Source organism: Bilophila sp., assembly GCF_057864385.1.
The window spans coordinates 16034-38586 of record NZ_DBMAFI010000025.1 but is presented as its reverse complement, the minus strand read 5'-3'; the positions used below and the strand labels follow the sequence as shown (position 1 = coordinate 38586).

Below are 22553 nucleotides of genomic sequence, written 5' to 3'. Positions count from 1 at the left end.
TGGAAAAAAAGCTCTATTTTTCACCGCACTGTGGAGATGAAACAACCATATACTATAACAGAGCTTTTTTTATGGGGAGCCTTTGGGGATGGGCGTGGAAAAAAGCGGCCTGCGGTGAAGGGGGAAAAGGAGGGCCGTCCGGCGCGCAGGCGGCCGTTTGTCTTGCTTGGCGGTTGTATGCTAGTTTTGGGGCGGATATTGTGTATGGGGCGTTGGCGTTTGCCCCGACGCTGGGCGGGACGGGTGCCGGATCAATATGTGTACGGGCCCGCCGGAGACACTGCGTAAAGGATAAAGTATGATCGTCAGGCTGGCATGTGGGGCGTTGCAGGGCGTGGACGCCTTCCGGGTGGATCTGGAAGTGGATTTCCTGCGGAAGGGGATGCCTGCCTTTGTGATGGTTGGGCTTGCGGAAGGCGCCGTACGCGAAGCCAAGGAACGGGTGTTCGCGGCCATGCGTTCGTGCGGGTTCACGCTGCCTGCGGCGCGCATCACCGTCAATCTGGCGCCTGCGGATCGCCGGAAGGCCGGAAGCGCCTACGACTTGCCGCTGGCTGTGGCTTTGCTGGGCGCGGCGGGCATCTTGCCCGCGGAACGGCTGGAGGGCTGGTTCCTCGCCGGGGAGCTTTCGCTGGGCGGCGCCATCAAGCCTGTGCCCGGTGTCCTGCCGCTCGGCATATTGGCCCGGAACGAAGGCGCAAAGGGCATCGTCACCGCCCCGGAAAACGCCTCTGAAGCGGCCTTGGTCAAGGGGCTTCCCGCCTATGGCCCGGCGACGCTGGACGAAGCCGTACGCTTCCTCACGGGCGAATGCGAGCTGACGCCCGCCGCGCCGCCCGTATCTGACGCCGGCCCTGCGCGGGGGATTCTGGATTTCGCCGACGTCAAAGGGCAGGAGCATGCCAAGCGGGCCATCGAAATTGCGGCGGCGGGCGCGCACAACCTGTTGCTCATCGGCCCGCCCGGAAGCGGCAAGACCATGCTCGCCAAGCGCATCCCGTCCATACTCCCGCCCCTTGCGCCGGATGAGGCGCTGGAAGTGACCAAAATCTACAGCGTGGCGGGGATGCTCGGCGGCAAGGGGCTCGTATCCGAGCGTCCTTTCCGCGAACCGCACCACACGGTATCCGATGCGGCGCTGGTCGGCGGCGGGATGTATCCCCGGCCCGGCGAAGTTTCTCTCGCCCACCGGGGCGTGCTGTTTCTCGACGAGCTGCCGGAATACGGCAAGAATACGCTCGACATGCTCCGGCAGCCGCTTGAGGGCGGTACGGTGACGGTATCCCGGTCGGCGCATTCGGTAACCTTTCCGGCTGACTGTATGCTGGTGGCGGCCATGAACCCGTGCCCTTGCGGCTATGCCACCGATCCCCGGCATACGTGCGTCTGTTCGCCGGGGCTGATCCGGCGGTATCGGTCGCGGCTTTCCGGGCCGCTTCTGGATCGCATCGACCTGCACATCAACGTGCCCGCCGTGCCGTATGAGGAGTTGCAGGCAGGGGCCTCGCCTGTGACGTCGGCCCGGATGCGCGAACGTGTGCTTGCCGCGCGGGCCGTGCAGCAAGCGCGCTATGCGGAGGTTCCCTATTGCCGGACGAATGCCGATCTTTTCGGCAGCCTTCTTGAGGCGCACTGCGGCATGGGAGCGCCGGAAAGGGCTTTCCTGCGGGAAGCCGTGCGGCGGCTGGCGCTTTCCGCCCGCGCCTATACGCGGATCTTGCGGATAAGCCGGACGATTGCGGATCTCGCCGGGGCGGAATCCATCGGGGTTCCCCATCTGGCAGAGGCCATCGGCTGCCGCGTGCTGGACAGGGAAGATCTCTAGGCCCTCCCCCAAACGGCGGGGATGGGCTGCCTGAGGGGAAGCTGACACGGGCCGTGCGTTCCCCTCATTGTTTCGTTTTTCCATCATCAACCTTCATTCAAGGAGCATGTCATGTCGTTCAGACTGATGGACAAAGCCAGGGCCGCCGGCTGAGCGGCGAAGACGGCTCCAGAGTTGCTGGAGCAGGTATTGTCGTCCCTGCCGGGGGTACCGGATCCGGAGGGGCGCGTGTTGCACGGTTTCGAGCACAATGAAGACGCCGTGATCCTCCGAACGCCGCCTGCGGGGATGGCGCTGGTGCAGACGGTGGATGTGCTGAGCCCTCTCGGAAACAATCCCCGGCTGTTCGGTCAGGTTGCGGCGGCGAACGCGCTTTCGGACGTGTACGCCGTCGGAGGGTTTCCGTGGTCTGCGATGAATATCGCGGCGTTCCCGGCTCAGGATGTGCCGTTGGAGGTCTTTGCCGAGATTTTGGCGGGCGGCCTTGAAAAAATCGTCGAGGCCGGGGCCGTGCTTGCCGGCGGGCATACGCTGGAAGACGCGGAAATCAAATACGGCCTGTCCGTGACCGGCTATGTGGCTCCTGACGCCGTAGCCAGCAATGCGGGGCTGCGCCCCGGAGATGCGCTCGTGCTGACCAAGCCGCTCGGCACGGGCGTGCTGGCGACCGCAATCAAGGCGCAGTGGGACGGCAGCGACAAGGCCGAAGCCGATCTCTACCGTTGGGCGACCCATCTGAATGCGAACGCCGCCGAAGTGCTGCGGGCCATGAACCTCAAGGCCGCGACGGATATCACGGGGTTCGGGCTCGGCGGGCACCTGCTGGAGATGGCGCGGGGTTCCCAAGCCGTCGTCGAGGTGGATACCGCCTCGCTGCCGTTTATCGACAATGTGGAGGAGTTCGCCTCTGACGGCCTGATCCCCGCAGGCAGTTACGCCAACCGCAGGCATTGTTCCTGCCGCACGCATGTGGGCCCCGGTGTGGACAGCCTGAGGGCCACTCTCGTATTCGACGCGCAGACGTCCGGGGGGCTGGTGCTGGCTGTGCCTCAGGAGCGCGTGGAGGAGGCTCAGGAGCGTCTTGCCGCCCTCGGTGAACCCGCGTGGCTTATCGGGCGCGTTTTGCCCTTGAGGGACGGCCCTCAGCTTCTTTTGAGCTGAGGGGTGAAGGCAGCAGGAGGGGGAGAGGAACCCTTCTGAAGAAGGGCTTCCTCTCCCCCTCCTGCACCTCCCCCTCTCCTCCTAAGACTTTCGAGTGGTGGGGAGGCCGTACGCTGGGGTGTGCCCATACAAATAAAGAATAAATATATTTTTACAAATGGTTATATCTAATTTTCTAGCATGTTGAATGTTCCTTCCAACCCGCTTCACCCATTGGAAAAATTCAGCATAGTGTGAACACGTCCTAGGTCATGTCATCAATTAGATATAATTTATTGAAATTATTGTAACTATTTTTAGGTTACAAAAAAATTGTTTTCAATAATTTCAAATAATTATATGTAAAATGACGACACAACCTAGAGCGTTTTCATGTTGAAAATACTCTTCCGGCTGCGGGAAGCAGGCGTGTTGCGAAGGTGTAAGCGCAATGTATTTGCGTTGTTCTATGCCGGATCGGGCGTGTCTTAAACTTTAAAATTGTGCATTTTTAAAGTTCATTTGCTCTAAAATATCGATTTGCTGCGGCATGGCCTTTATAAAAGGCTGTATCCTAGAAAATGGTTGATGCCCTTTTCCTTGAAGTTCCAAAGGAATAACCAGCAAAATACCTTAGCTCTAGATTCCGCCAATGGGAAAACTGGATAAAAAGACCGTATTTTCACCGTGCTTTGGAGATGAAACAGCCACATACTATGACAGAGCCTATAAAAAAGTAGGCTGTGTTATAAAAATGGTTGATGCTTTTTTCTTTGAAGTTCCAAAGGGATAACCGGCAAAATGCCTTATCCGTGGCTCCCGCCAAGGGGAAAACCGGAGAAAAAGGCTGTGTTTTTACCGCAGTGTGAAACAATCACACACTATAACAGAGCTAAAAAGTAAGGTTTTGCGCCGCCAAAGCATATGAAAAGGCCGGACGGCATTGCCGTCCGGCCTTTTCATATGCTTTTTGAGGGGGCCGGGGGGCCGGGGCAGCGCCCCGGCTCATTCAGCTAGTAGATCCATTTCTTGCCGTCATAGCGGGTCAGTTCGCGGATGCGGCGGGCTTTCGGGGCCGTGAAGGTGCCCGTCTTGGCCTCGGAGATGGTCTTGCCGGTGCATTCATATACCTTTTCAAGATACACGATGTGGCCCACATATTCGCAGCCGGGGCCCTTGCCGGGATAGATTTCCGTGGTCATGGTGGAGGCGTCCACTTCCGTATAACGGGCCACATAGCCCTTGCCCTGCTTGGTCACCAGCATGTTTTTGCGGTTGTTTTTCAGGGTGTCGTTGGCGCGGGCCACATGGTTCTTGGCGAAAGCGTCGAGTTTGGCCTTCACTTCAAGGGTGGTTTCCTGAGCGGGGGCGGCGCTGGGCTTAGCGGCCTGAACCTGTTGGCCGCAGATCAGGGAGGACGAAAGAACCAGAGCGAACAGTGCGGATTTCTTGATTAACTGCATTGGGGAAAGATCCTCTTGAGCACAAAAGGCCCGACGGGACTCCGCCGGGCCTTTGTTGATTGTTGCCTGCGTACTAGTCCATGAAGACCAGTTCGGTGCGGCGGTTCATGTACCGGCCTTCTTCCGTGTTGTTGTCATAGCGGAAAGACTTGCCCTTGCCGATGGCGATCATACGGCTGGCGGGCACGCCCTGCGTAACGAGATAGTTCTTCACGGCGTCGGCGCGGCGCTGGGAGAGCTTCAGGTTGTAAGCGTCGGTGCCGATGCTGTCGGTCCAGCCGAGGAGCTGCACCTTCATGTCCGGGTGTTCCATAATGATGCGGGCGGCTTCGTTCAGGATGCCCTGAGCTTCGGAGGTCAGGTCATACTTGTCGAAGGCGAAATTGACGCCGCGGAGGACGACGACGTCTTCAACGACGGCCACGCGTTCCTGGCAGAACACATCGCCCACGAACTTGTCGACGGCGGCGTCGCTCTTGAGAAGGTCGATGGCCTTGACGGAGACGGAGCAGGCGTTGAGGGCCGCGATGGCGTCCAGAGTGGCCTGGCCTTCGGGGGAGGAGGCAACGGAGATCACATGGAAGCAGACGTTCGGATTGGCGGCGTAGATGGCCTTGACTTCGTCGATGGCGCTGATGCCGCGGTTGCTTTCACCGTCGCTCACGAGGATGACGGCAGCGCGCGGGGTCATCTGGCTGATGATGCCGTTGTGGGCCTGGATGCCGTCGCCCATGGGCGTGAAGCGGGCGAAGGTTTCGAGGTTGTCCTTCAGGCTGTCGACGCCGGCGGCGAGGGTGGAGGGAACCCACGGGCCCTGATTCACGACCGCGCCGTAAGGGGCGAAGGTGTACAGGCCGCCCTGATAGCCGAGATCGGGCACCACGGCGTTGACGCGCTTGATGACTTCCTTGGCAACGGCCATCTTGGTCTTGCCGACGGAGGGGAAGTTCATCATCATGGAGCCGGAGTAGTCCACCAGATAGTTGAAGCTTTCAATGCGCTTCTGGCAGATTTCGACCGAGTGGGCCGCAAAACCGGCCGTAGCCCAAGCGAAAATCAGGGCGACGGCGAGGACAATAGAACGGGAAAATTTCATGTGAGCCTCCGTTTCTTTGAGTTAGGCGTTTTCACCCCGGCCGGAGCGGCAAGGGCAAAGCGTCCTGCAAAAATTGACAGCGAATATGTGCGGCAAGGCCCTTTGGCCTTTCCCTTGCTCAGGAGGTGCTGCAATGTCGTCCCGGCCGGGCATCCTCATAACGTCATCCGGCCGGCGAAACCGTTCTTTCGGCATTGCCATATTCACTTGACTGAGACTCTACCTGTGGGTTGTGCAAAGGTAAAGAGCCTTACTTGTATTTTTTTCCCGAAACAGGGTCTTTTCAATGAGAGATGGCAATAAAAAAACAGGGCGAGAGAAAACCTCTCACCCTGTATGGGAACAATGCCTACGCAGCCGCTTGCCGAAAGGCTTTACGGCGCGTCATCTTCCCTAAGATGGGATCACACGCAGCCGGTGGGCTTGGGCAGACCAGCCATCTTGCAGGCCCCCTTGCCGGGGCCGGAGGGGAAGAGTTCGTACACTTCTTTCAGCTTGTAGCCGGTGTTCTTGGACAGGATGCGCACCATAGGAGCGATCCCGTTCTTGCGGTAGTAGTCCTGAAGGAAGTCAAGAATCTTCTGATGGTCTTCGTTCAGTTCGGTAATCCCTTCGGATTCCTTCACGTATTCCAACCATTCCGGGCACCACTCATCGAACTTGAGCAGGAAGCCGTCTTCATCAACTTCGAAGGTTTTACCCTTGTAGGTGACTTCAGCCATGTGTGCGTCCTCCTTGGACAGTTTATGTGACTAGGAAACCCTGTCACGCTTTTCCATACAGAATGAAATCGAAAAATCTGATGGAATCACTCACCACTCGACGGACCCCAGTGCAGAGCCCGCAGAAAGCAGCCGGATGTGTGGGGGCACATCTGAGGCGCTTCCATATTGGAGGGCATCTATCACAGCGTTATGGAAATGGCAAGCAGTTGTTCCCCTTTTGCTCTTCATTGGGCATTCAGCCAAGCCAGTGCCGCTGAGAGCATTTCGGAACACAATCCGTCCATTTCCGGGCCGTGGTCGTAGCCGGCCAGATGCCCGAGCCCGTGGGCCAGAAGCCTGAGGCAATGTTCCTTGGGCTCTTGCCCGTACAGGAGCGTTTCCCGGTGCAGGGTGTCGACGGAAAAGACGAGGCTTCCGAGCTGGACGGGGGCGCTTTCGCCCCCCGGCCCGGCGATCTGCTCGTCTATTGGGAAAGATAAGACATTGGTGGGGCCGTGGCAACCCATGTACCGCAGGTTGTAGCCCGCCATGCCCGCATCGCGCACAAGGATGAGATCCAGCTCCGCAGGCCCGGAACCTGCGGCGCGGAGCATGGCCGAGAGCGCCCGGTGCAGTTCCGTCCTGCAGAACGGGAGCCGCCAGCACAGCCCGCCGCCGGAAAGGTTGAGCCGGAGGTTGCCGGGATCGGCGGGGGCATCGGCTTGGCCCGGCATAAAGGGGGCGTGCGTGCTCATGGGCGTTTCCCCGTGGGCTTCATGGTCAGCGGCCCTTTGTCGGCGGGTTTCGGCTGGCCGGGAACGACGGGATAGACAAGGTCAATGGGCGTGCCCGGATTCGCTGGAGGGGGCACGGGCGTATGGGGCTCCGCCGGAGCCGCCGCGCCCTGCTGCCCCGGCCCGTTTGCGGCTGCCGCCGTACCGGAGGGGCCCGGCATCATGCTGGAGGCCGCGTAGAGGGCCGTGCGCCTGGCGTCGGGGCGCTGCTCCGGCTTTTCTTCGGGCTTGGCCTGCATCTTGGCCTGTTCGGGTTTGTCGCAGGCCGTTTTTTTGTCCTTGTTCAAGTCGGGGTAGGCGATACGCTGATGGAAAAGCCCCGTCAGGATGCGGGCGAAGCTCTCCGAGAGCTTATGAAGGTCTTTGAATGTCAGTTCGGATTCGTCAAGCTGGCCCTCGGAGAAGATCCCCTTCATGATCGTGTCGATATGCGTTTTGATGCGCGCGGGCGTGGGATCGGTGAGGGTGCGGCTGGATGCCTCCACCGCGTCCGCAAGCATGACGATGGCCGCTTCGCGGGTCTGCGGGCGCGGGCCGGGGTAGCAGTAGTCCTCAATGCGGGGATTTTCGCCCAATTCTTTGGCCTTGGCGTAGAAAAACTTGATCAGCCCGGTGCCGTGGTGCTGGCGGATGATGTCCCCGATTTCATCGCCCAAATGGTGCTGCGCGGCGAGTTCCGAACCTTTTTTGACGTGCGAAAGCAGGATGAGGGCGCTCATGGCCGGAGCCAGCTTGTCGTGCCGGTTGGGGCCGTTGAACTGGTTTTCGATGTAATAGTCGGGATAGGCCAGTTTTCCGATGTCGTGGTACAGGGCCGCGACCTTGCACAGCAGGCTGTTCGCGCCCACGGCCTTGGCCCCGGCCTCCACCATGTTGGAGACGACCAGCGAGTGGTGGTAGGTTCCCGGAATGGCCACCATGAGGTCTTGGAGAAGCGGCTGTTCGAGGTTCATCAGCTCCATGAGCCGGAACCGGGTGGTATACCGGAAGGCCATTTCGATGATCGGGCTGATGGCGAACAGGATGGCTATGGAAATGAAGGCGTTGAGGGAAACGATGCCGAAGAGCCACAGGAACGTGTTGCCGCCCCGGAAACCCTCCAGCCAGCCGCTGCCGAGGGCAATGACGATCTGCCCAAGCGCCAGCGGGATGATGCCGATGACCACGTCCTGCCTGCTCTGCGCCCGGATGACGAGCCATGTGTTCAGCATGGCGGAGAGGAAGAAGAATAAAAACAGCGGCAGGTCGGCCTTGAGCATGACGCAGGCGAACAGGGATATCAGCAGGCCCACCACGCAATAACGCCGGGCCGCGAAGATGAGCGCGCACAGCCCCGCGGCGCCCGCCACGGGGAAGAAGTGGATGACGAGGGCGATGTCCTGCGGCTGGACGACCTTGCCCACGAGCATATAGGTGCCTTTCGCCGCGATGCCGAAGGTGAACACCAGCAGCGAGATGAACAGAAAGTCTTTTTTCCTTAGGGGGGTGCCCGGTTTTCCGCTTGGGGCCATGAACAGGCCGAGCGTCAGGATAAGCGAAAAGACGAATGTCCCCGCCACAGTGCGCGAATGGATCAGCCCCTCCTGCTTCTGGTAGAGGCTCTGGAGCTTGAGCTGCTTCTCGCGGGTGACCCGTTCGCCCTGATAAACCACGACTTCGCCCTTCTGGATATGGTAGTAGACGGGTTCCACGGTCTGGGCCACGGCATTGCCGAGGGATTGCGTGGCCTCGCGGTTCAGGGTGAGGGTGGGCATGATCAGCGGCGAGAACAGGACCAGCACGGCGCGGCGGCCCTGCGGGGTGAGCCTTTCGGCGGAGCGCAGCTTCTGCGTGAAGGCCGCGAGCACGGCGGGCACGTCACGGATATCCGACACGTTGGGGCGCAGGGTTTCCGCCTTTGTGTCCACGTCGCGGACGATGATCCCGTTCTTGGAGGGCAGGGCAAGGCGCACGTCGCCCACCACGCCCTCGCGCAGGCGGTCTTCAAACCACGGCAGGCCCGTGGAGAGGATGTATTCCTGTACGGCGGGGCTCATCCATTGGGCGAGCAGATCCGTGCTGACCGGCGTCGCGAGTTTTTCCGCAAGCGAAGCGCGCAAGGCGTCCTGTGCCTCCGGGGAGGCCTCCTGCCCGTTGATCAGCTTGAGTATGCCGAAAATCTTCTGCCGCAGCGCGGCGATTTCGGTCACGCTGAGGTCGAACACCGTAGGCTGGAGCATGGCGACCTGATTGCGCTTGAGCTTGGAGGCCTCGGTGTCCTCCACCGTCAGGCTGCGGTGCGCGACGACATCGCTGTCGGCGACTTCCCCGGCCATGAACACCCGGAACTGCATGGGCGGCTGGAGGCCCGCCAGGAACGAGAGCACGAACAGGGTGGCGATCAGGACGGCAAGCCCCGTGCCGTGATGGTGCTGCCGGAACAGCGTCCGTGTTATCCGGGAAAGCTCATTGATGCGAAGAGGGGAATTTCTCGTAGTCATCATAGGCCTGTACTATTCGCCCGACCAGTGGGTGGCGTACCACGTCGGCGGAAGTGAAATGCCGGAAAGCAACGCCTTTGACGCCTTTAAGGACATGCAGGGCATGTACCAGACCGGAACGGGACGTGCTGTCCTCGCCCTGAGCGGGCAGGTCTATCTGGGTGATATCGCCGGTGATCGCCGCCCGTGAGCCGAAACCGAGGCGGGTCAGGAACATTTTCATCTGTTCGCGCGTGGTGTTCTGCGCTTCATCAAGGATGATGAACGCGTCGTTCAGCGTCCTGCCGCGCATGAAGGCCAGCGGCGCGACTTCGATGATGCCCATTTCCTGAAGCGAAGCCATCTTCTGGGGCCCAAGCATATCAAGCAGGGCGTCGTGGAGGGGGCGCAGGTACGGGTTGACCTTTTCGGCGAGATCGCCGGGAAGGAAGCCGAGCTTCTCGCCCGCTTCGACGGCGGGGCGGGTCAGGATAATGCGGCGCACCCGCCGCGTGTTGAGCATATGTACGGCCATCGCCACGGCAAGGTAGGTCTTGCCGGTTCCGGCCGGGCCCACGGAGAAGACCATTTCGTTGCTGCGCAGCGTTTCCAGGTAGGCGCGCTGGGCGGCGTTGCGGGCGGTGACGGTCTTCTTGGGCAGGGAGAGCACGGCCTCATCGCGGAACGAGCGGCGCAGATCCGAGCCCGGATCGCTTTCAAGGATCTGGAGCCCCTGTTCCAGATCGGAGCTTTGGAGCGCGTGCCCGCTTCGCAGCAGGCCGTAAAACTGGGTGAACAGGTTCAGGATGCGTTCGCGCAGCGCGGGGTCGTCGGACGCCACGGACAGCGTGGCCCCCCGCGTGGAGAGATCCGCCCCGGTGCGCTCGGCGATGGCGTTGAGGTGGGCGTTGTGCGGCCCGAACAGGGCATTGGCCAATGTCGGGTCATCAAAGGACAGGGTTTCCACAAAGGCCGTTGACGATGCGGGTTTTTGCATAAGCTCAGAGAGGCGGCCTCAGGCCGCCGGAGGGGACGGTTTGTCGGATCCGCTGCACGGGCGGCGGGCCGTCCGGCAGTTCGGGAATGCCCTGCCGCGGAACGCCGCTTTCCCATCCGTGGCGTTGCCTGCATACAAGGTAGGTTGAACCTATCGTATTTGCGGCGAAGCGTCTACGGTTCCTTGTTTCGTGTGGGAGGGTTGATAATGCGGGGGAGGGGAGAAGGGGACTTTCTGAAGAAAGCCCCCTTCTCCCCTCCCCCCATCCCTCAAAGACTTTTGGGTTTATCGAATCCCTGTTCAAGGGGGTGGGCGGCACGCCGGGCGGTCGGGTGTTTCCGTCAGCGAAGGCTTTCCGGCTTTCAGGGAGGGATGGCGCGGAGGGCTGTCGGGGATGGAAGGGAAACGGGGAGGAATGGCATGGCTCCGGTGTGGCCCCGGCCCGTTTGGGGCTGAAACGCTTCGCGGCGGTGGCGGCAGTATGGGCGTTTGTTGGAGATTGTTAAGGGGGTAGCCGGTTATAGCCCCTTGTCGGGTGCATTGAAGAAGCGCCGGGTGTTGTCGCCGCAGAGCGTCCAGAGTTCGGCGGGGGCCATGCCGCGCTCAAGGGCCACGGTTTCGGCGGTGAAGGCGGCGAGCGCCGGTTCATTGGGCTTGCCCCGCCACGGAACGGGCGAAAGATAGGGACAGTCGGTTTCGACCATCAGGCGATCCGGCGGGATGCGCTTTACGGCTTCGCGCAGGCTGTGGTTGGCGGGGTAGGTCACGGGGCCGGGGATGGAAAGGTGCCAGCCGTTGGCAAGGAAACGATCAAGGAACTCCACGGCATCGCCGCTGAAGCAGTGCCACAGCACGGGGCACCCGGCGAAGCCTTCGGCTTCCAGAATCCGCAGGGTGTCCTTTGCCGCGTCGCGCGAATGGATGACCACGGGTCGATCCGTTTCCTTGGCGAGGGCGAGCTGGACGCGGAAGGCTTCCTCCTGAATGAAGGGCGGGCAGTCTTTCCAGTAAAAATCGAGGCCGATTTCACCGACGGCCCGCAGCCGGGGATCTTCGGCAAAGGCTTCGCGCATGGCCTTGAGGGTGGCCCCGGTGCATTCCTGCCCGTCGCAGGGGTGGATGCCCATCAGGAAGAACACGCCGGGATAGCCGGCGAACGTGTCCTTGTTCGCGTGGTATGCGGCGGGGCCGAGGAACACTTGCCCGATGGAGGCAAGGCCCGCGTTCCGGGCCTGTTCCATAACTTCGGGAAGCCGTTCGATGATCCCCTCTGAGTCGAGGTGGGCATGGGAGTCGGCCCCTGTGGGGGGAAGGCCGAGCGTATCGGGAAGCGGACGCGGCGTATCTTTTTTCTTGCTCATGGAAAGGCCCCTTGAGGGCATTTTTGGGGGCCTTGCCGCCGTATGTCGCGTCAAGGCCCGTGGAGGATTGCGGCTTTTGCCGTCGCGCTGCACGGGAAAGCGCCTGCCCCGGCTTCAATACGGCAAAACGGGGCGGCCTTTCCCGAACAGGCTTACTCGGTGAATTCCTGTTTGATCACGGCCTCGGCCTTGATGCGGTCGAGGAGTTCCGAGAACGTCGCCTTGACGTGTTCGCGGATGTCCCCGGCCACGACGAGGAACAACACGTCGTCGCCGGGCTTCAGTTCGCCTTCCACGGCTTCGGCATGGATGCAGAAGATGCCGGGCTGCTGTTCCAGCTCGCGGCAGATGGCGTCCATCCTGGCGCGGTCATGCGAGACTTTCATGGATTTCACGGGCGCATGGTCGGCCCGCGCCCACCCGCGCACGACGCCGTTGTGCACCAGCACCATGCCCACGTTTTCGGCAAAGCCGGGACGCTTCTTGAGGTCGGCCAGAATCTTTGTGGTATCCATCGTTTTCTCCTGTGGTCAAGGCCTGTCCGGGAGAACTTCCCGGATGAACTCTGACGGAAAGAGCCCGTTTTGAAAGTAAGAACCGTCATTGCGCGGAGTTTTTGCCTGTACGCCCTGCCATACAAGGGAACTCCCGCCGCGCAACCTTCCCACCAGTCGAAAGTCTTGGGAGGGAGAGAGGAGGGGGTTGGGGAGGGGAGAGGGAACCCTTCTCCAGAAGGGTTCCCTCTCCCCTCCCCAATATGTTCTTCGTTACTCCGCTTCCCTGCGGATGCGTGCGCCTACGGCGTTGAGTTTGTTTTCGATGCGTTCATAGCCGCGGTCGAGGTGGTAGATGCGCTGTACGGTCGTGGTTCCCTTGGCGGCGAGCCCGGCGAGCACGAGGGAGGCGCTGGCGCGGAGATCCGAGGCCATGACCGGGGCCCCGGTAAGGCGCTGGACGCCGCGTATGACGGCGGTGTGCCCGGAAAGGCGGATATCCGCGCCCATGCGGACGAGTTCCTGAACGTGCATGAACCGGTTTTCAAAAATGGTTTCGCTGATGACCCCGGAACCTTCGGAAAGGCACATGAGGGCCATGATCTGCGCCTGCATGTCCGTCGGGAAGCCGGGGAATGGCTGCGTGGTCACGTCCACCCCGCGCAGGGCGCAGGAGCGGCGGGCCAGCACGCCGTCGGCGGTGGGTTCGATTTCCATGCCCATCTGGCGCATTTTGGCAATCACGGCGTCAAGCTCCTCAAAGGGGCAGTCCGTGAGCAGCAGTTCGCCGTCGGTGATCCCGGCGGCGGCGAGGAGGGTTCCCGCCTCGATGCGGTCGGGCATGATGCGGTAGGTGCACCCTCCGAGGCGCGGGACGCCCTGAATGCGGATGACGCTGGTGCCGTGGCCTTCGATGCGTGCGCCGCAGGCGATGAGGAAGCGGGCAAGATCGACGACTTCAGGCTCGCGGGCCGCGTTTTCAAGGATGGTTTCGCCATCGGCCAGTGCGGCTGCCATGAGCAGGTTTTCCGTGCCGCCGACGGTGGGGAAGTCGAAATGGATGTGCGCGCCGTTGAGCTTGCGGCAGCGGCCGAGGATGTACCCGTCCTCAAGATCGAACCGCGCCCCCATCTTTTCAAGGGCGGACAGGTGCAAATCTACGGGCCGTGCTCCGATGGCGCAGCCGCCGGGCATGGCTACGCGGGCTTCGCCGAGCCGGGCCAGCAGCGGGCCGAGCACGAGCACCGAAGCGCGCATGGTTTTGACCAGTTCATAGGGGGCTTCGGGGTTGAGCGCGCCGGGGGTCACGGTGACCTGCCCGTTTTCAAAGGCGTTCGGACAGCCGAGCAGCTCAAGGAGCTTGAAGGTGGTGCGGATATCCCGCAGATCCGGGACATTGGTGTAGGTTACGGGTTCGTCGAGCAGGATGCTGCCCATGAGGATGGGGAGGGCTGCGTTTTTGGAGCCGCTCACATGCACGACGCCGGTCAGCGGAACGCCGCCTTCGATGATCAGTTTGTCCATGAACTGTCCCTGTATGTGGGCCCGGAAAAGCCGGGTGTTGCCGGTTGGATGGAGGGTGCCCCGCGCAGGGGCGGATGCGGCGCGATCCGCTTGTGGCGCAAACCGTACAGCTTGCCGAAGCTACCGGACGGGACGCAGGCGCGATCCGTTTGCGGAAGCTGGGGAAAGGATATAAGATACTATCGGGTTCCTTGGCTGGTCAAGGAGCATATTCGGGCCCGCCGGATGCCCCGGAATGCGGAAATCGGAAAAATATTGCGGAAAGGCTTGACGTTAATGTGGCTCTGATATAAAGACCACAGCTGCATGTGGCGGATGTAGCTCAGTTGGCAGAGCATCTGGTTGTGGCCCAGAGGGCCGTGGGTTCAAGTCCCATCATTCGCCCCACTCACTTGTCTTGAAAGACCCTGCTTCGGCAGGGTTTTTTCATTTCTGCCATCCTTTCCCCCGCCGTGCCTTCCGGTTCTTCCCCGAAAAGGGACGAAGCGCCGCCCCGTTGCCTACCCGGTGGCGCGGCGGCTCCGTGTTCCGTTTTGGCCCTGTCATAGAGCACTGGGTTGATGCCATTTCATATTGCCGCCGGAGGCATCCTATAAAAGCAGTCGCTCTTGATTGCATTGCGTTTTTTGAAGGCGTTTGCTGGTGGGCCCAACGGTGAAGATGCTTTTTACAGCATCTATCTTAACTACATGGAATGAAGTGGCAATCTTTTGCTCTGGCAGGGCTTCCTTTCCCCCGCCGTGCCTTCCGGTTTTTCCCCGAAAAGGGACGAAGCGCCGCCCCGTTGCCTATCCGGTGGCGCGGCGGCTCCGCATTCCGTTTTGGCCCTGTCATAGCGCATTGGGGTGATGCCATTTCATATTGCCGCCGGAGGCATCCTAATAAAAAACAGCCGCTGTTGATTGCATTGCGTTTTTTGAAGACGTTTGCTGGTGGGCCCAACGGTGAAGATGCTTTTTGCAGCATCTATCTTAACTACATGGAATAAAATGGCAATCTTTTGCTCTGGCAGGGTTTCCTTTCCCCCGCCGCGCCTTCCGGTTCTTCCCCGAAAAGGGAGGAAGCCGCCGCCCCGTTGCCTATCCGGTGGCGCGGCGGCTCCGTGTTCCGTTTTTTATCGTGCGCATCGTTTTTGATCCCCGCATATGATGCGGAGGTTCCGTCGTGCGCGCTATGCTATGGCCAATTCCAGCCCCACGGGGCAGTGATCCGAACCATAGACGTTGTTTTCTATCCACGCGTCCCGGATGGCCGGGGCCAATTCCTCCGAAACGAAAAAGTAGTCGATGCGCCACCCGACGTTGTTGACGCGGGCGCGCTGTTTGTAAGACCACCACGAATATTGGTGCGGCTCGTCGCCGTGGACGCGGCGGAAGGTGTCCACATACCCGGCGGCGATGAAGGAATCCACCCAAGCGCGCTCGATGGGCAGGAAGCCGGAGTTTTCCTCGTTGGCCTTGGGCCGGGCGAGGTCGATGGGGCGGTGGGCCGTGTTGAAGTCGCCGCAGACCACGATGGGCTTGGTGCGGCGCAGCTCTTCGGCATGGGCAAGGAACGCGTCGTAATAGCCCATTTTATAGGCCAGCCGCCCGTCGTCCTTGGTCCCGTTGGGAAAGTAGACATTGAAGAAATGGAACGCAGGGTATTCGATGTGCAAAAGGCGGCCTTCCCCCTGATAACGGGGATCGGGGAGCTCGCGGTGTACGGCGAGCGGTTCGAGGGTGGCCTTTGGGCGCGAGAAGACCGCGACGCCCGAATAGCCCTTCTTGACCTTTGAGGCCAGCCATTCGGCATTCCAGCCTTCGGGGTTGCGGTGTTCTTCGGCGATCTGCGCGGGGTCGGCCTTGGTTTCCTGAAGCGCCACCACATCGGCGTCGGTGGTGGCGAACCAGTCCCAGTCGGGCTTGCCGCTCAGGGCGCGGAACCCGTTGACGTTCCATGAAACGAGACGAATGGTATCCATAGTTTTCTCTTGGCAAAAGGAAAGGGAACCGGTAGGCACGGATCCGGCGGCCTCAGGCTTTCGCCCCCGTATTCGGGGATGTTGCCGGGCTTGCGGGCGCTTCCAGAAAAGCCCGCCCGTGCCTTTTCCGCGGAAGGATTCCATTGCCCGTGCCGATTGTCAAACGCGCTGCGCGCCGGCGGGGCCCGCCTACAACAAGGAAAAAAAGAATGAAGAAGATCCGCTTGCCGTTGCCGGCTTTGCTCCTGCTGTGCCTTGCGGCGCCATCACAGGCGTTTGAGCTGACGATCCTGCATACCAACGATGTCCATGCCATGTACGGCGGGACGACGGAAAACGGGACGGCCTGCTATGCGGCCCGGTGCCCCGGCGGGGCCGGGGGCGGCGTGCGCCTGAAGCAGGCCGTGGATACGGTACGCGCGGCAAAGCCGAATGTGGTGCTCCTTGATGCCGGGGACGAATTTCAGGGGACGCTGTTCTATACGCAGTTCAAGGGTGACGTGGCGGCGGAGATGCTTGACGCCTTGGGCTATACGGCCTTCACGCCGGGGAACCATGAGTTCGATGACGGCTGCGGCGAGTTCAGGCGTTTTGCGGAGCGGACGCGCGTTCCCGTGCTGGCCGCCAACCTGACGCTTCCGCCCGTATCCGGGGGCAGGCCGCTCACGCGCCCGTGGATTGTCGTGGAACGCCAAGGCCGCAAGATCGGCATTGTGGGGCTGGCCAACGAGGAAACGCCTTCCCTTGCCTCCCCCTGTAAGGAAGCCCGGTTCAGCCCGGCGGAAACGGCCTTGCGCGAAGCGGCCGCGTCGCTCCGGGCGCAGGGGGTGGACATCATTATCGCACTGACCCATCTGGGGCTGGACGCCGACTGCGCCCTTGCGGAACGGGTGGAGGGCGTCGATGTGTTCGTCGGCGGGCATACGCATTCCCTGCTTTCCAATACGGACCCCAAGGCCGCCGGGCCGTACCCCATTGTGAAGCGCTCCCCGTCCGGGGAGCCCGTACTGATCGTGACGGCGGCGTCCTCCTGCAAGCTGCTTGGGCATATTACGGTGGATTTCAACGACGCGGGCGTTGCACGGCGCTGGAGCGGCGAACCCATTGTTCTGGATGGCCGGAACGTCGCCGTTCCGCCCGATGCGGAGCTTTCCGCCCGGCTGGAGGGCTATGCCGCCCGGCTGCGGTCGCTCATCGGACAGCCCGTAGGCAAAATTCTGCTTGCCGGGGACACGGGCGGGAGGCAGGTTGACCTTGAGGAAGATGCCCGTCTCTGCCGCGTGCAGGAATGTTTGTCCGGCGACGTCCTTGTGGATTCCCTGCTCTGGGGGGCACGGGATAGCGGCGCGTCCATCGCCTTGTCCGTGGGCGGATCCGTGCGTTCCCCCCTGCATACCGGCGTGGTCACGATGGGCGACCTGCTGACGGCCATGCCGTTCGACAACACCCTTGTTGTCGGCGACCTGACCGGAAAACAACTGGCTGAAGCGCTTGAACATGGGGCGTCCGGTTACGAAAGCGGGGCGGGGCGGTTTCTTCAGGTCGCGGGGCTCACGTATTCGGTGGAACCCGCGAAACCGGCGGGACAGCGCGTTTCCGCCGTGTCCGTCCGCACAAAGGCGGGCGGCTGGGAACCTCTGCGCCCGGAAGCGGTATACCGCGTCGTCACGGTGGACTATGTGGCTGAGGGTGGTGACGGTTTCGCCGCCTTCAAGAAAATACGATGGCAGTACACGGGCCGCGCCCATAGCGAATGCCTGCGCGACTATATCGCCAAGGCCCCCGTGGAGGTCGGCCCCGGAGGACGGATTCAGGTTCTCCGTTGACGAAACGGGAAACGGTATTCCCGCCGGGGAGAGGGCCTTTGGGGGACATCCGCCGGACGGCCCTCCTCCCGATACGGAGGCATTCGCTTTTGCAATGAAAGCTGCATTTCAACTGTCTGAAATGCAAAATGAATTTTTTAGAAAGTCATCGAAAGGGCGAATGTCTCCCGGTACAGCCCGTCTTCCTTTTCGGGGTTGTGTCATAAAAATGGTTGATACTTTTTTCTTGGCTGTGCCATAGGAAGCGGCTGATGCTTTATTTCCTGAAATTCCAAAGGAATAACCGATAAAATGCTCCGATTATGGAGCCCGTCAGCGGAAAAATTGGGGAAAAAGCCTCTATTTTCAGCATCCTGCTGAAACAAAACAACCTGATACCCTGACAGAGCCTTTTTCTTTGAGGCTCTGTTCAAGTTTACGGTTGATAAAGAGAAGTACGCTCCTTTAACCGCCGGAGGCGCGAGCGTCAGCGAACTTTGAAGACGTCCCCCGCCGCATGGCAATGCGGCATGAAGGGGGTGAGGAGCGGCGAAATGTCTCGCGAAGCGCCGTCGAGAGCGGCAAAGCCGCGCGAGACGAAGCGCCGTCAGCCGTTGCCGGAGGGAGCCTTTCACCGCGCTGGAAGTGCGGCCGTCTCCACGGCAGAGAATGTTCCGCTGAAACAGGGGCAGATGAACGACCTCTGATTGCCGTATCAGCCGGAAACTTTAACACAGCCTTCTTTGAAGCCCCAAAGGAATAACCAGCAAGATGCCTTAGCCGCATATCCCGCCAATGGGAAAACTGGAGAAAAAGGCTGTATGTTCACCGCACTGTGGAGATGAAACGACCGCATGCCATGACAGAGCCTTCTCTCTCTCTCTCTCTCTCTCTCTCTCTCTCTCTACGCTCCCTTGCATCGGCCACCCGCCAGCGGCTCCTTCCGCCGAAAGCGGGCGGTGTGCATCCTGTTTTTCGGCTTTGCCCGGCCTTTCGGCCTCCCCTTTGGCGCACCGCCACGAAATCGTCACAATCACGCCGTATATCAAGCGTATCGCTCTGTCAGAAGAGGTTCTCGGCACATGACGAAACGCATGATCGCCGCCCAGCTTTCCCTTGGGGCGCTGCTCCTCGTGCTGGTGGCGCTGATGGAATCCTATACCGATTGGGATATGGCGGCCCAACGCCTGTGGTTCGATTCCGCCACGCATGAATGGATGGTATCCAACGCGCTCCACGCCCGGCTGACGTGGTTTTTTTATGATGGCCCTAAAATCCTGCTGGTGGCTCTCGGAATAGCCTGCATCGCCGGGGTGCTTGGCGGCGCACGGTGGAACCTGCCGCCGGAATGCCGCAGGGGGTGTCTGTTGCTGCTCCTCAGCCTGTCCCTTGTCCCGATGCTGCTCGGCGGCGCAAAACAGTTCACCAATGTCTATTGCCCCAAGCAGATCGAGGCGTTCGGGGGCGAATATGTCCATCAGGGCGTGCTGGAATGCCGGAACCCCGCCAATGAAGGCCGTTCCCCCGGCAGGTGCTTCCCGGCGGGGCACGCTTCGGGCGGTTTTGCGCTCATGATGCTGTTCTTTTGCTTCCGGTCGCGTCGGGCACGGTGGGCCGGCCTGGGGGCCGGGCTTGCCGCGGGCTGGTGCATGGGATTCTACCAGATGCTGCGGGGGCAGCATTTCCTCTCGCATACGCTGTTCACAATGATCGGCGCATGGATGATCATCCTGCTTGTCACATGGGCGCTGCGTAGTTTTTCTCTTAACAGGTTTAAGTATAAATATTTGTCCTGACCTTCTCCCACGGTTGTCATGGAATCGTAACAGTTCATATGCCACAACGCACTCTCCGAACAGGATACTTTCCTTTAAGAGAGGCTCCATCATGCATGCGTTTCTGGATGCCGTCCGCTACCTTGTGCGGCGGCTGCTTCCCTTCATAGGCATATACTTTTTCGCGGAGCTTATGGAGCTTTCCATACTGGCCCTGCGGGAATCCTCCAACCTGCATTTGTCGCTGAAAGGCCTTCTGGTTTCCTTCCCGGTCTGGGTGGGGACGACGATGGTTTCCTGCCTTTTCTCAATCCTGCCCATGCTGGCGTATCTGCTGATCCTGCCCCGGAAGCGGCACGGCGGACGGTGGGACAGGCGGCTTTCCATCGCCTTTTTCTTCCTGTTCACGGCGGGGAATTTGTTTGAGGAAGTCGCGGAGCTGTTGTTCTGGGACGAATTCACTTCCCGCTTCAATTTCGTGGCGGTGGACTATCTTGTCTATACGAATGAAGTGATCGGGAACATCAGGCAGTCCTATCCCGTAGCCTTGTTTTTGGGCGGGATCACCGTGGCGGCGGGAGTCATTACGCTGTTGGCCCGGCGCTGGCTTTCCACGGCGCGTACCGCGCCGCGGCTCCCCATGCGTTTTACCGCCGCGGCCCTGCTCATCTTGTGCGCGTGCTCGCTCAATGTGGTCAACTTTATGGATATATCTGAAGATACCGGCGATCGGTATCTTACCGAGCTGTCCAAGGACGGGCTGTACAGCCTGTTCCATGCGTTTTTTTCCAACGAGCTTTCCTACAACGACTTTTACCTGATGCGCCCTGATGCGGATACCGTGGCGACGCTGGCCCCTTTGATGGCCTCGGATGCCCGTCGGGTGGGCGATCCCGCGTCGCTGGCCTATGAGGTGACGCCGCATGAAAAGGAAATCCGGGCGAATGTGATCATTGTGCTCATGGAGAGCATGGGTTCGGAATTTTTCAGCGAATTCCGCGATGATGGGAAAAAGCTGACTCCGGAGCTGGAAAAGCTGGCTTCCGAGTCGCTCTATTTCAGCCATGTCTATTCGACGGGAACCCGTACCGTCCGGGGCATCGAAGCGCTCACGCTGGCGCGCCCGCCCCTGCCGGGCATGCCCATCGTGCGGCTGCAGGGCAACGACAACCTGCGCGGCATCTGGAGCGTGTTCCGTGAGCGCGGGTATGACACCAAATGGATTTACGGCGGCTACGGCTATTTCGACAACATGAACGCCTATTTCGCCGGGAACGGGTTCACCGTGGTGGATCGGACGGTGATGCAGCCGGAAGAGATCACGTTCTCGAATATCTGGGGCGTGTGCGACGAGAACCTTTTTGCCCGCGCGATCAAGGAGGCGGACGCTTCCCATGCGGCGGGCAAGCCGTTCTTCAACTTCGTGCTGACGACTTCAAACCACCGCCCATACACCTATCCCGATGGAAAAATTCCAATTCCATCCAAGTCGGGACGCAGCGGCGGGGTCATGTATGCGGATTACTCCATCGGCAGGTTCATGGAAGAGGCCCGCAAGCATCCGTGGTTTGACGATACCGTGTTCGTGTTTGTGGCGGATCACGGGGCGAGCAGTTCCGGGCGCGAGGAGATCAAGCAGGGGAACCATCACATTCCGCTTATCATCCACGCGCCGAAGTTCATCAAGCCGGAACGCCGCGATCAGCCGATCAGCCAGATCGACGCCGTGCCGACGCTGCTTTCCCTGCTCCATTTCAAGTACACGGGCCAATTCTACGGCATGAATGCGCTCGATCCCGGCTATGTGTCCCGCCTGTTCCTGAGCAATTATCAGAAGCTGGCCTACGTCAAAGGCAACGAGACGGTGATCATGCGGCCCGTCCGCGGGGTGCATTTTTACCGTGACGGGCGGCAGATCGGTTCCGCCGCGGCCGCAAAGCCGCAGGACAGGGTAAAGGCCCCCGACGCCTCGTTACAGCAGGTGCTTGACGAGGGCATCAGCTATTATCAGCATTCCGCCCGCTGGCGGGAATTTTTGAAGGAGGAGTGAGGGGGAGGAGTGGAGAGGTGAGGGAGATTGGGGAGGGGGAAGGGCCCCTTTTGGAAAAGGGCCCCTTCCCCCTCCCCAAACCCCACCCCCATCCCCCTAAAACTTTCGACTGGTGGGGAGGCGGCGCGTCGGGAGTTCCGTTGTATGGTGTTGGTTGAAATGCCGCGCAGGTGTGCGTGTGGATTCATGGGACTTCACGAAAAGTGCACTCGACGGTGAGGTCCCGCGCAGGTGTGCGTGTGGAAGACGGATAGTGTTGAAGGTTTTTGGCCATGCCTTTCAAAGCGTGGAAGCCTTTCCCCATGTGTGCGAGAGGGAAGGCCGGATCGCTGATGGTTGAAAACAAGGTGTTTCGGTGTAACGCGTGGGAATAGGGCTGGGAAGTATTGCATGACGGCGGTTGGGCGAGTACAGTGCCGGAACTTTTTGTGAAGAGGAATGACAGCATGAATCTCCCTGTCCCGGTTCCGGTAGCGACCATCGTTTTATTGATTCTTTCCAATGTGTTCATGACGTTCGCGTGGTACGGGCATCTGCGCTACAAGGCGCTGCCGCTGCTCGCCGCCATTGTGATCAGTTGGGGCATAGCGTTTTTTGAATATCTGTTGCAGGTTCCCGCCAACCGCGTCGGCTACGGCTATTTCAGCGCGGCGGAACTCAAGGCCATTCAGGAAATCATTTCCCTATCCGTTTTCGCCTTCTTTTCCACCCTGTATCTCGGCGAATCCCTCCGCTGGAACCATTTTGTCGGGTTCAGCCTGATTATTCTCGCGGCCTTTTTTATTTTTAAAAAGTGGTAGCATCCTTTTTTCGCAATACCCTGTTATCTTATGTGGTTGATGCCGCCTCACCGCATTGGTTCCATTGAATTTCTGAAGGGATTTGCTGATGGGCCGGTGCAAAAAGGGGTTCCTTGCCTACCGCTGCACAAAATAACATAACGATTTGGGTTCTGTCATAGCATGTGGTTGTTTTATTTCACAACACAGTGAAGAATACAGCCTTTTTCTCCAGTTTTCCCCTTGGCTGAATTCATGGTCAAGGCATTTTTCCGGTTGGCTGTGTTTAAGTTTGTGGTTGATACAAGATTCCAACTGGAAAGG

Annotated in this window: 16 protein-coding genes and 1 tRNA gene; 7 read left to right on the top strand and 10 right to left on the bottom strand. The window is 60.3% G+C overall.

Going from position 1 to position 22553, the window contains the following annotated elements:
* Nucleotides 1-298 precede the first annotated feature (298 nt).
* On the top strand, nt 299-1825 hold the full coding sequence (locus tag ACZM8Y_RS09815) for a YifB family Mg chelatase-like AAA ATPase (protein WP_482332445.1): 1527 nt from the start codon (nt 299-301) through the stop codon (nt 1823-1825).
* A 111-nt stretch (nt 1826-1936) separates the two neighbouring features.
* Nucleotides 1937-2986 carry a selenide, water dikinase SelD gene (selD, locus tag ACZM8Y_RS09810; RefSeq protein WP_482332448.1) on the top strand — a complete coding sequence of 350 codons (1050 nt, stop codon included), beginning with the start codon at nt 1937-1939 and terminating at the stop codon, nt 2984-2986.
* Between the two features lie 992 nt (nt 2987-3978).
* On the opposite strand, the gene ACZM8Y_RS09805 is transcribed toward selD, so the two are convergent.
* From ACZM8Y_RS09805 to murA, 9 genes are all read right to left on the bottom strand, one after another.
* Nucleotides 3979-4428, bottom strand: a complete 450-nt coding sequence (locus ACZM8Y_RS09805) for a hypothetical protein (RefSeq protein WP_308771504.1) — start codon at nt 4426-4428, stop codon at nt 3979-3981.
* Nucleotides 4429-4501: 73 nt separating this feature from the next.
* Complete coding sequence (locus ACZM8Y_RS09800) at nt 4502-5524, bottom strand: OmpA family protein (RefSeq protein WP_302552900.1); 1023 nt, start codon at nt 5522-5524, stop codon at nt 4502-4504.
* Between the two features lie 404 nt (nt 5525-5928).
* The gene (locus ACZM8Y_RS09795) at nt 5929-6246 is read right to left on the bottom strand and encodes a TusE/DsrC/DsvC family sulfur relay protein (protein ID WP_302552899.1); all 318 of its coding nucleotides are present in this window, start codon (nt 6244-6246) and stop codon (nt 5929-5931) included.
* 227 nt (nt 6247-6473) lie between these two features.
* Nucleotides 6474-6983, bottom strand: a complete 510-nt coding sequence (ybeY, locus tag ACZM8Y_RS09790) for an rRNA maturation RNase YbeY (RefSeq protein WP_482332454.1) — start codon at nt 6981-6983, stop codon at nt 6474-6476.
* Entirely contained in the window at nt 6980-9502 is a 2523-nt protein-coding gene (locus ACZM8Y_RS09785) for an HD family phosphohydrolase (protein WP_482332468.1), read from the bottom strand. The genes ybeY and ACZM8Y_RS09785 overlap by 4 nt, the downstream gene beginning before the upstream one ends.
* A complete protein-coding gene (locus ACZM8Y_RS09780) occupies nt 9468-10478 on the bottom strand; it encodes a PhoH family protein (RefSeq protein WP_482332456.1) in 1011 nt (336 codons plus the stop codon). The genes ACZM8Y_RS09785 and ACZM8Y_RS09780 overlap by 35 nt, the downstream gene beginning before the upstream one ends.
* 518 nt (nt 10479-10996) lie before the next feature.
* A complete protein-coding gene (locus ACZM8Y_RS09775) occupies nt 10997-11839 on the bottom strand; it encodes a TatD family hydrolase (protein ID WP_482332461.1) in 843 nt (280 codons plus the stop codon).
* Nucleotides 11840-11991: 152 nt separating this feature from the next.
* The gene (locus ACZM8Y_RS09770; protein ID WP_302552894.1) at nt 11992-12354 is read right to left on the bottom strand and encodes a molybdenum cofactor biosynthesis protein MoaE; all 363 of its coding nucleotides are present in this window, start codon (nt 12352-12354) and stop codon (nt 11992-11994) included.
* Nucleotides 12355-12606: 252 nt separating this feature from the next.
* Entirely contained in the window at nt 12607-13857 is a 1251-nt protein-coding gene (gene murA, locus ACZM8Y_RS09765; protein ID WP_302552893.1) for a UDP-N-acetylglucosamine 1-carboxyvinyltransferase, read from the bottom strand.
* A gap of 311 nt (nt 13858-14168) precedes the next feature.
* On the opposite strand from murA, the gene ACZM8Y_RS09760 reads away from it, so the two are divergent.
* Nucleotides 14169-14244, top strand: a tRNA-His gene (locus ACZM8Y_RS09760).
* A 784-nt stretch (nt 14245-15028) separates the two neighbouring features.
* On the opposite strand, the gene ACZM8Y_RS09755 is transcribed toward ACZM8Y_RS09760, so the two are convergent.
* Nucleotides 15029-15820, bottom strand: a complete 792-nt coding sequence (locus tag ACZM8Y_RS09755; RefSeq protein WP_308771795.1) for an exodeoxyribonuclease III — start codon at nt 15818-15820, stop codon at nt 15029-15031.
* A gap of 209 nt (nt 15821-16029) precedes the next feature.
* Here ACZM8Y_RS09755 and ACZM8Y_RS09750 point away from each other — a divergent pair, with 209 nt between their 5' ends.
* The 4 genes from ACZM8Y_RS09750 (at nt 16030) to ACZM8Y_RS09735 (ending at nt 22250) form a co-directional block, all read left to right on the top strand.
* Nucleotides 16030-17646, top strand: coding sequence for a bifunctional metallophosphatase/5'-nucleotidase (locus ACZM8Y_RS09750; protein ID WP_482334309.1), 1617 nt, complete (start codon nt 16030-16032; stop codon nt 17644-17646).
* Nucleotides 17647-18707: 1061 nt separating this feature from the next.
* The gene (locus ACZM8Y_RS09745; protein WP_482334311.1) at nt 18708-19421 is read left to right on the top strand and encodes a phosphatase PAP2 family protein; all 714 of its coding nucleotides are present in this window, start codon (nt 18708-18710) and stop codon (nt 19419-19421) included.
* A gap of 91 nt (nt 19422-19512) precedes the next feature.
* Nucleotides 19513-21450 carry an LTA synthase family protein gene (locus tag ACZM8Y_RS09740; protein ID WP_482334313.1) on the top strand — a complete coding sequence of 646 codons (1938 nt, stop codon included), beginning with the start codon at nt 19513-19515 and terminating at the stop codon, nt 21448-21450.
* Nucleotides 21451-21896: 446 nt separating this feature from the next.
* Nucleotides 21897-22250 carry a DMT family protein gene (locus ACZM8Y_RS09735; RefSeq protein WP_302552888.1) on the top strand — a complete coding sequence of 118 codons (354 nt, stop codon included), beginning with the start codon at nt 21897-21899 and terminating at the stop codon, nt 22248-22250.
* The last annotated feature ends 303 nt before the right edge of the window (nt 22251-22553 follow it).

Excerpts from the sequence above, each read along its gene's own strand:
- murA (WP_302552893.1), bottom strand. The coding sequence starts at position 13,857 with ATGGACAAACTGATCATCGAAGGCGGCGTTCCGCTGACCGGCGTCGTG.
- ACZM8Y_RS09750 (WP_482334309.1), top strand. The coding sequence starts at position 16,030 with ATGAAGAAGATCCGCTTGCCGTTGCCGGCTTTGCTCCTGCTGTGCCTT.
- ACZM8Y_RS09745 (WP_482334311.1), top strand. The coding sequence starts at position 18,708 with ATGACGAAACGCATGATCGCCGCCCAGCTTTCCCTTGGGGCGCTGCTC.
- ACZM8Y_RS09815 (WP_482332445.1), top strand. The coding sequence starts at position 299 with ATGATCGTCAGGCTGGCATGTGGGGCGTTGCAGGGCGTGGACGCCTTC.
- ACZM8Y_RS09770 (WP_302552894.1), bottom strand. The coding sequence starts at position 12,354 with ATGGATACCACAAAGATTCTGGCCGACCTCAAGAAGCGTCCCGGCTTT.
- ACZM8Y_RS09740 (WP_482334313.1), top strand. The coding sequence starts at position 19,513 with ATGCATGCGTTTCTGGATGCCGTCCGCTACCTTGTGCGGCGGCTGCTT.
- ACZM8Y_RS09780 (WP_482332456.1), bottom strand. The coding sequence starts at position 10,478 with ATGCAAAAACCCGCATCGTCAACGGCCTTTGTGGAAACCCTGTCCTTT.
- ACZM8Y_RS09755 (WP_308771795.1), bottom strand. The coding sequence starts at position 15,820 with ATGGATACCATTCGTCTCGTTTCATGGAACGTCAACGGGTTCCGCGCC.
- ACZM8Y_RS09800 (WP_302552900.1), bottom strand. The coding sequence starts at position 5,524 with ATGAAATTTTCCCGTTCTATTGTCCTCGCCGTCGCCCTGATTTTCGCT.
- ACZM8Y_RS09785 (WP_482332468.1), bottom strand. The coding sequence starts at position 9,502 with ATGACTACGAGAAATTCCCCTCTTCGCATCAATGAGCTTTCCCGGATA.
- ACZM8Y_RS09735 (WP_302552888.1), top strand. The coding sequence starts at position 21,897 with ATGAATCTCCCTGTCCCGGTTCCGGTAGCGACCATCGTTTTATTGATT.
- ybeY (WP_482332454.1), bottom strand. The coding sequence starts at position 6,983 with ATGAGCACGCACGCCCCCTTTATGCCGGGCCAAGCCGATGCCCCCGCC.
- ACZM8Y_RS09795 (WP_302552899.1), bottom strand. The coding sequence starts at position 6,246 with ATGGCTGAAGTCACCTACAAGGGTAAAACCTTCGAAGTTGATGAAGAC.
- ACZM8Y_RS09805 (WP_308771504.1), bottom strand. The coding sequence starts at position 4,428 with ATGCAGTTAATCAAGAAATCCGCACTGTTCGCTCTGGTTCTTTCGTCC.
- ACZM8Y_RS09775 (WP_482332461.1), bottom strand. The coding sequence starts at position 11,839 with ATGAGCAAGAAAAAAGATACGCCGCGTCCGCTTCCCGATACGCTCGGC.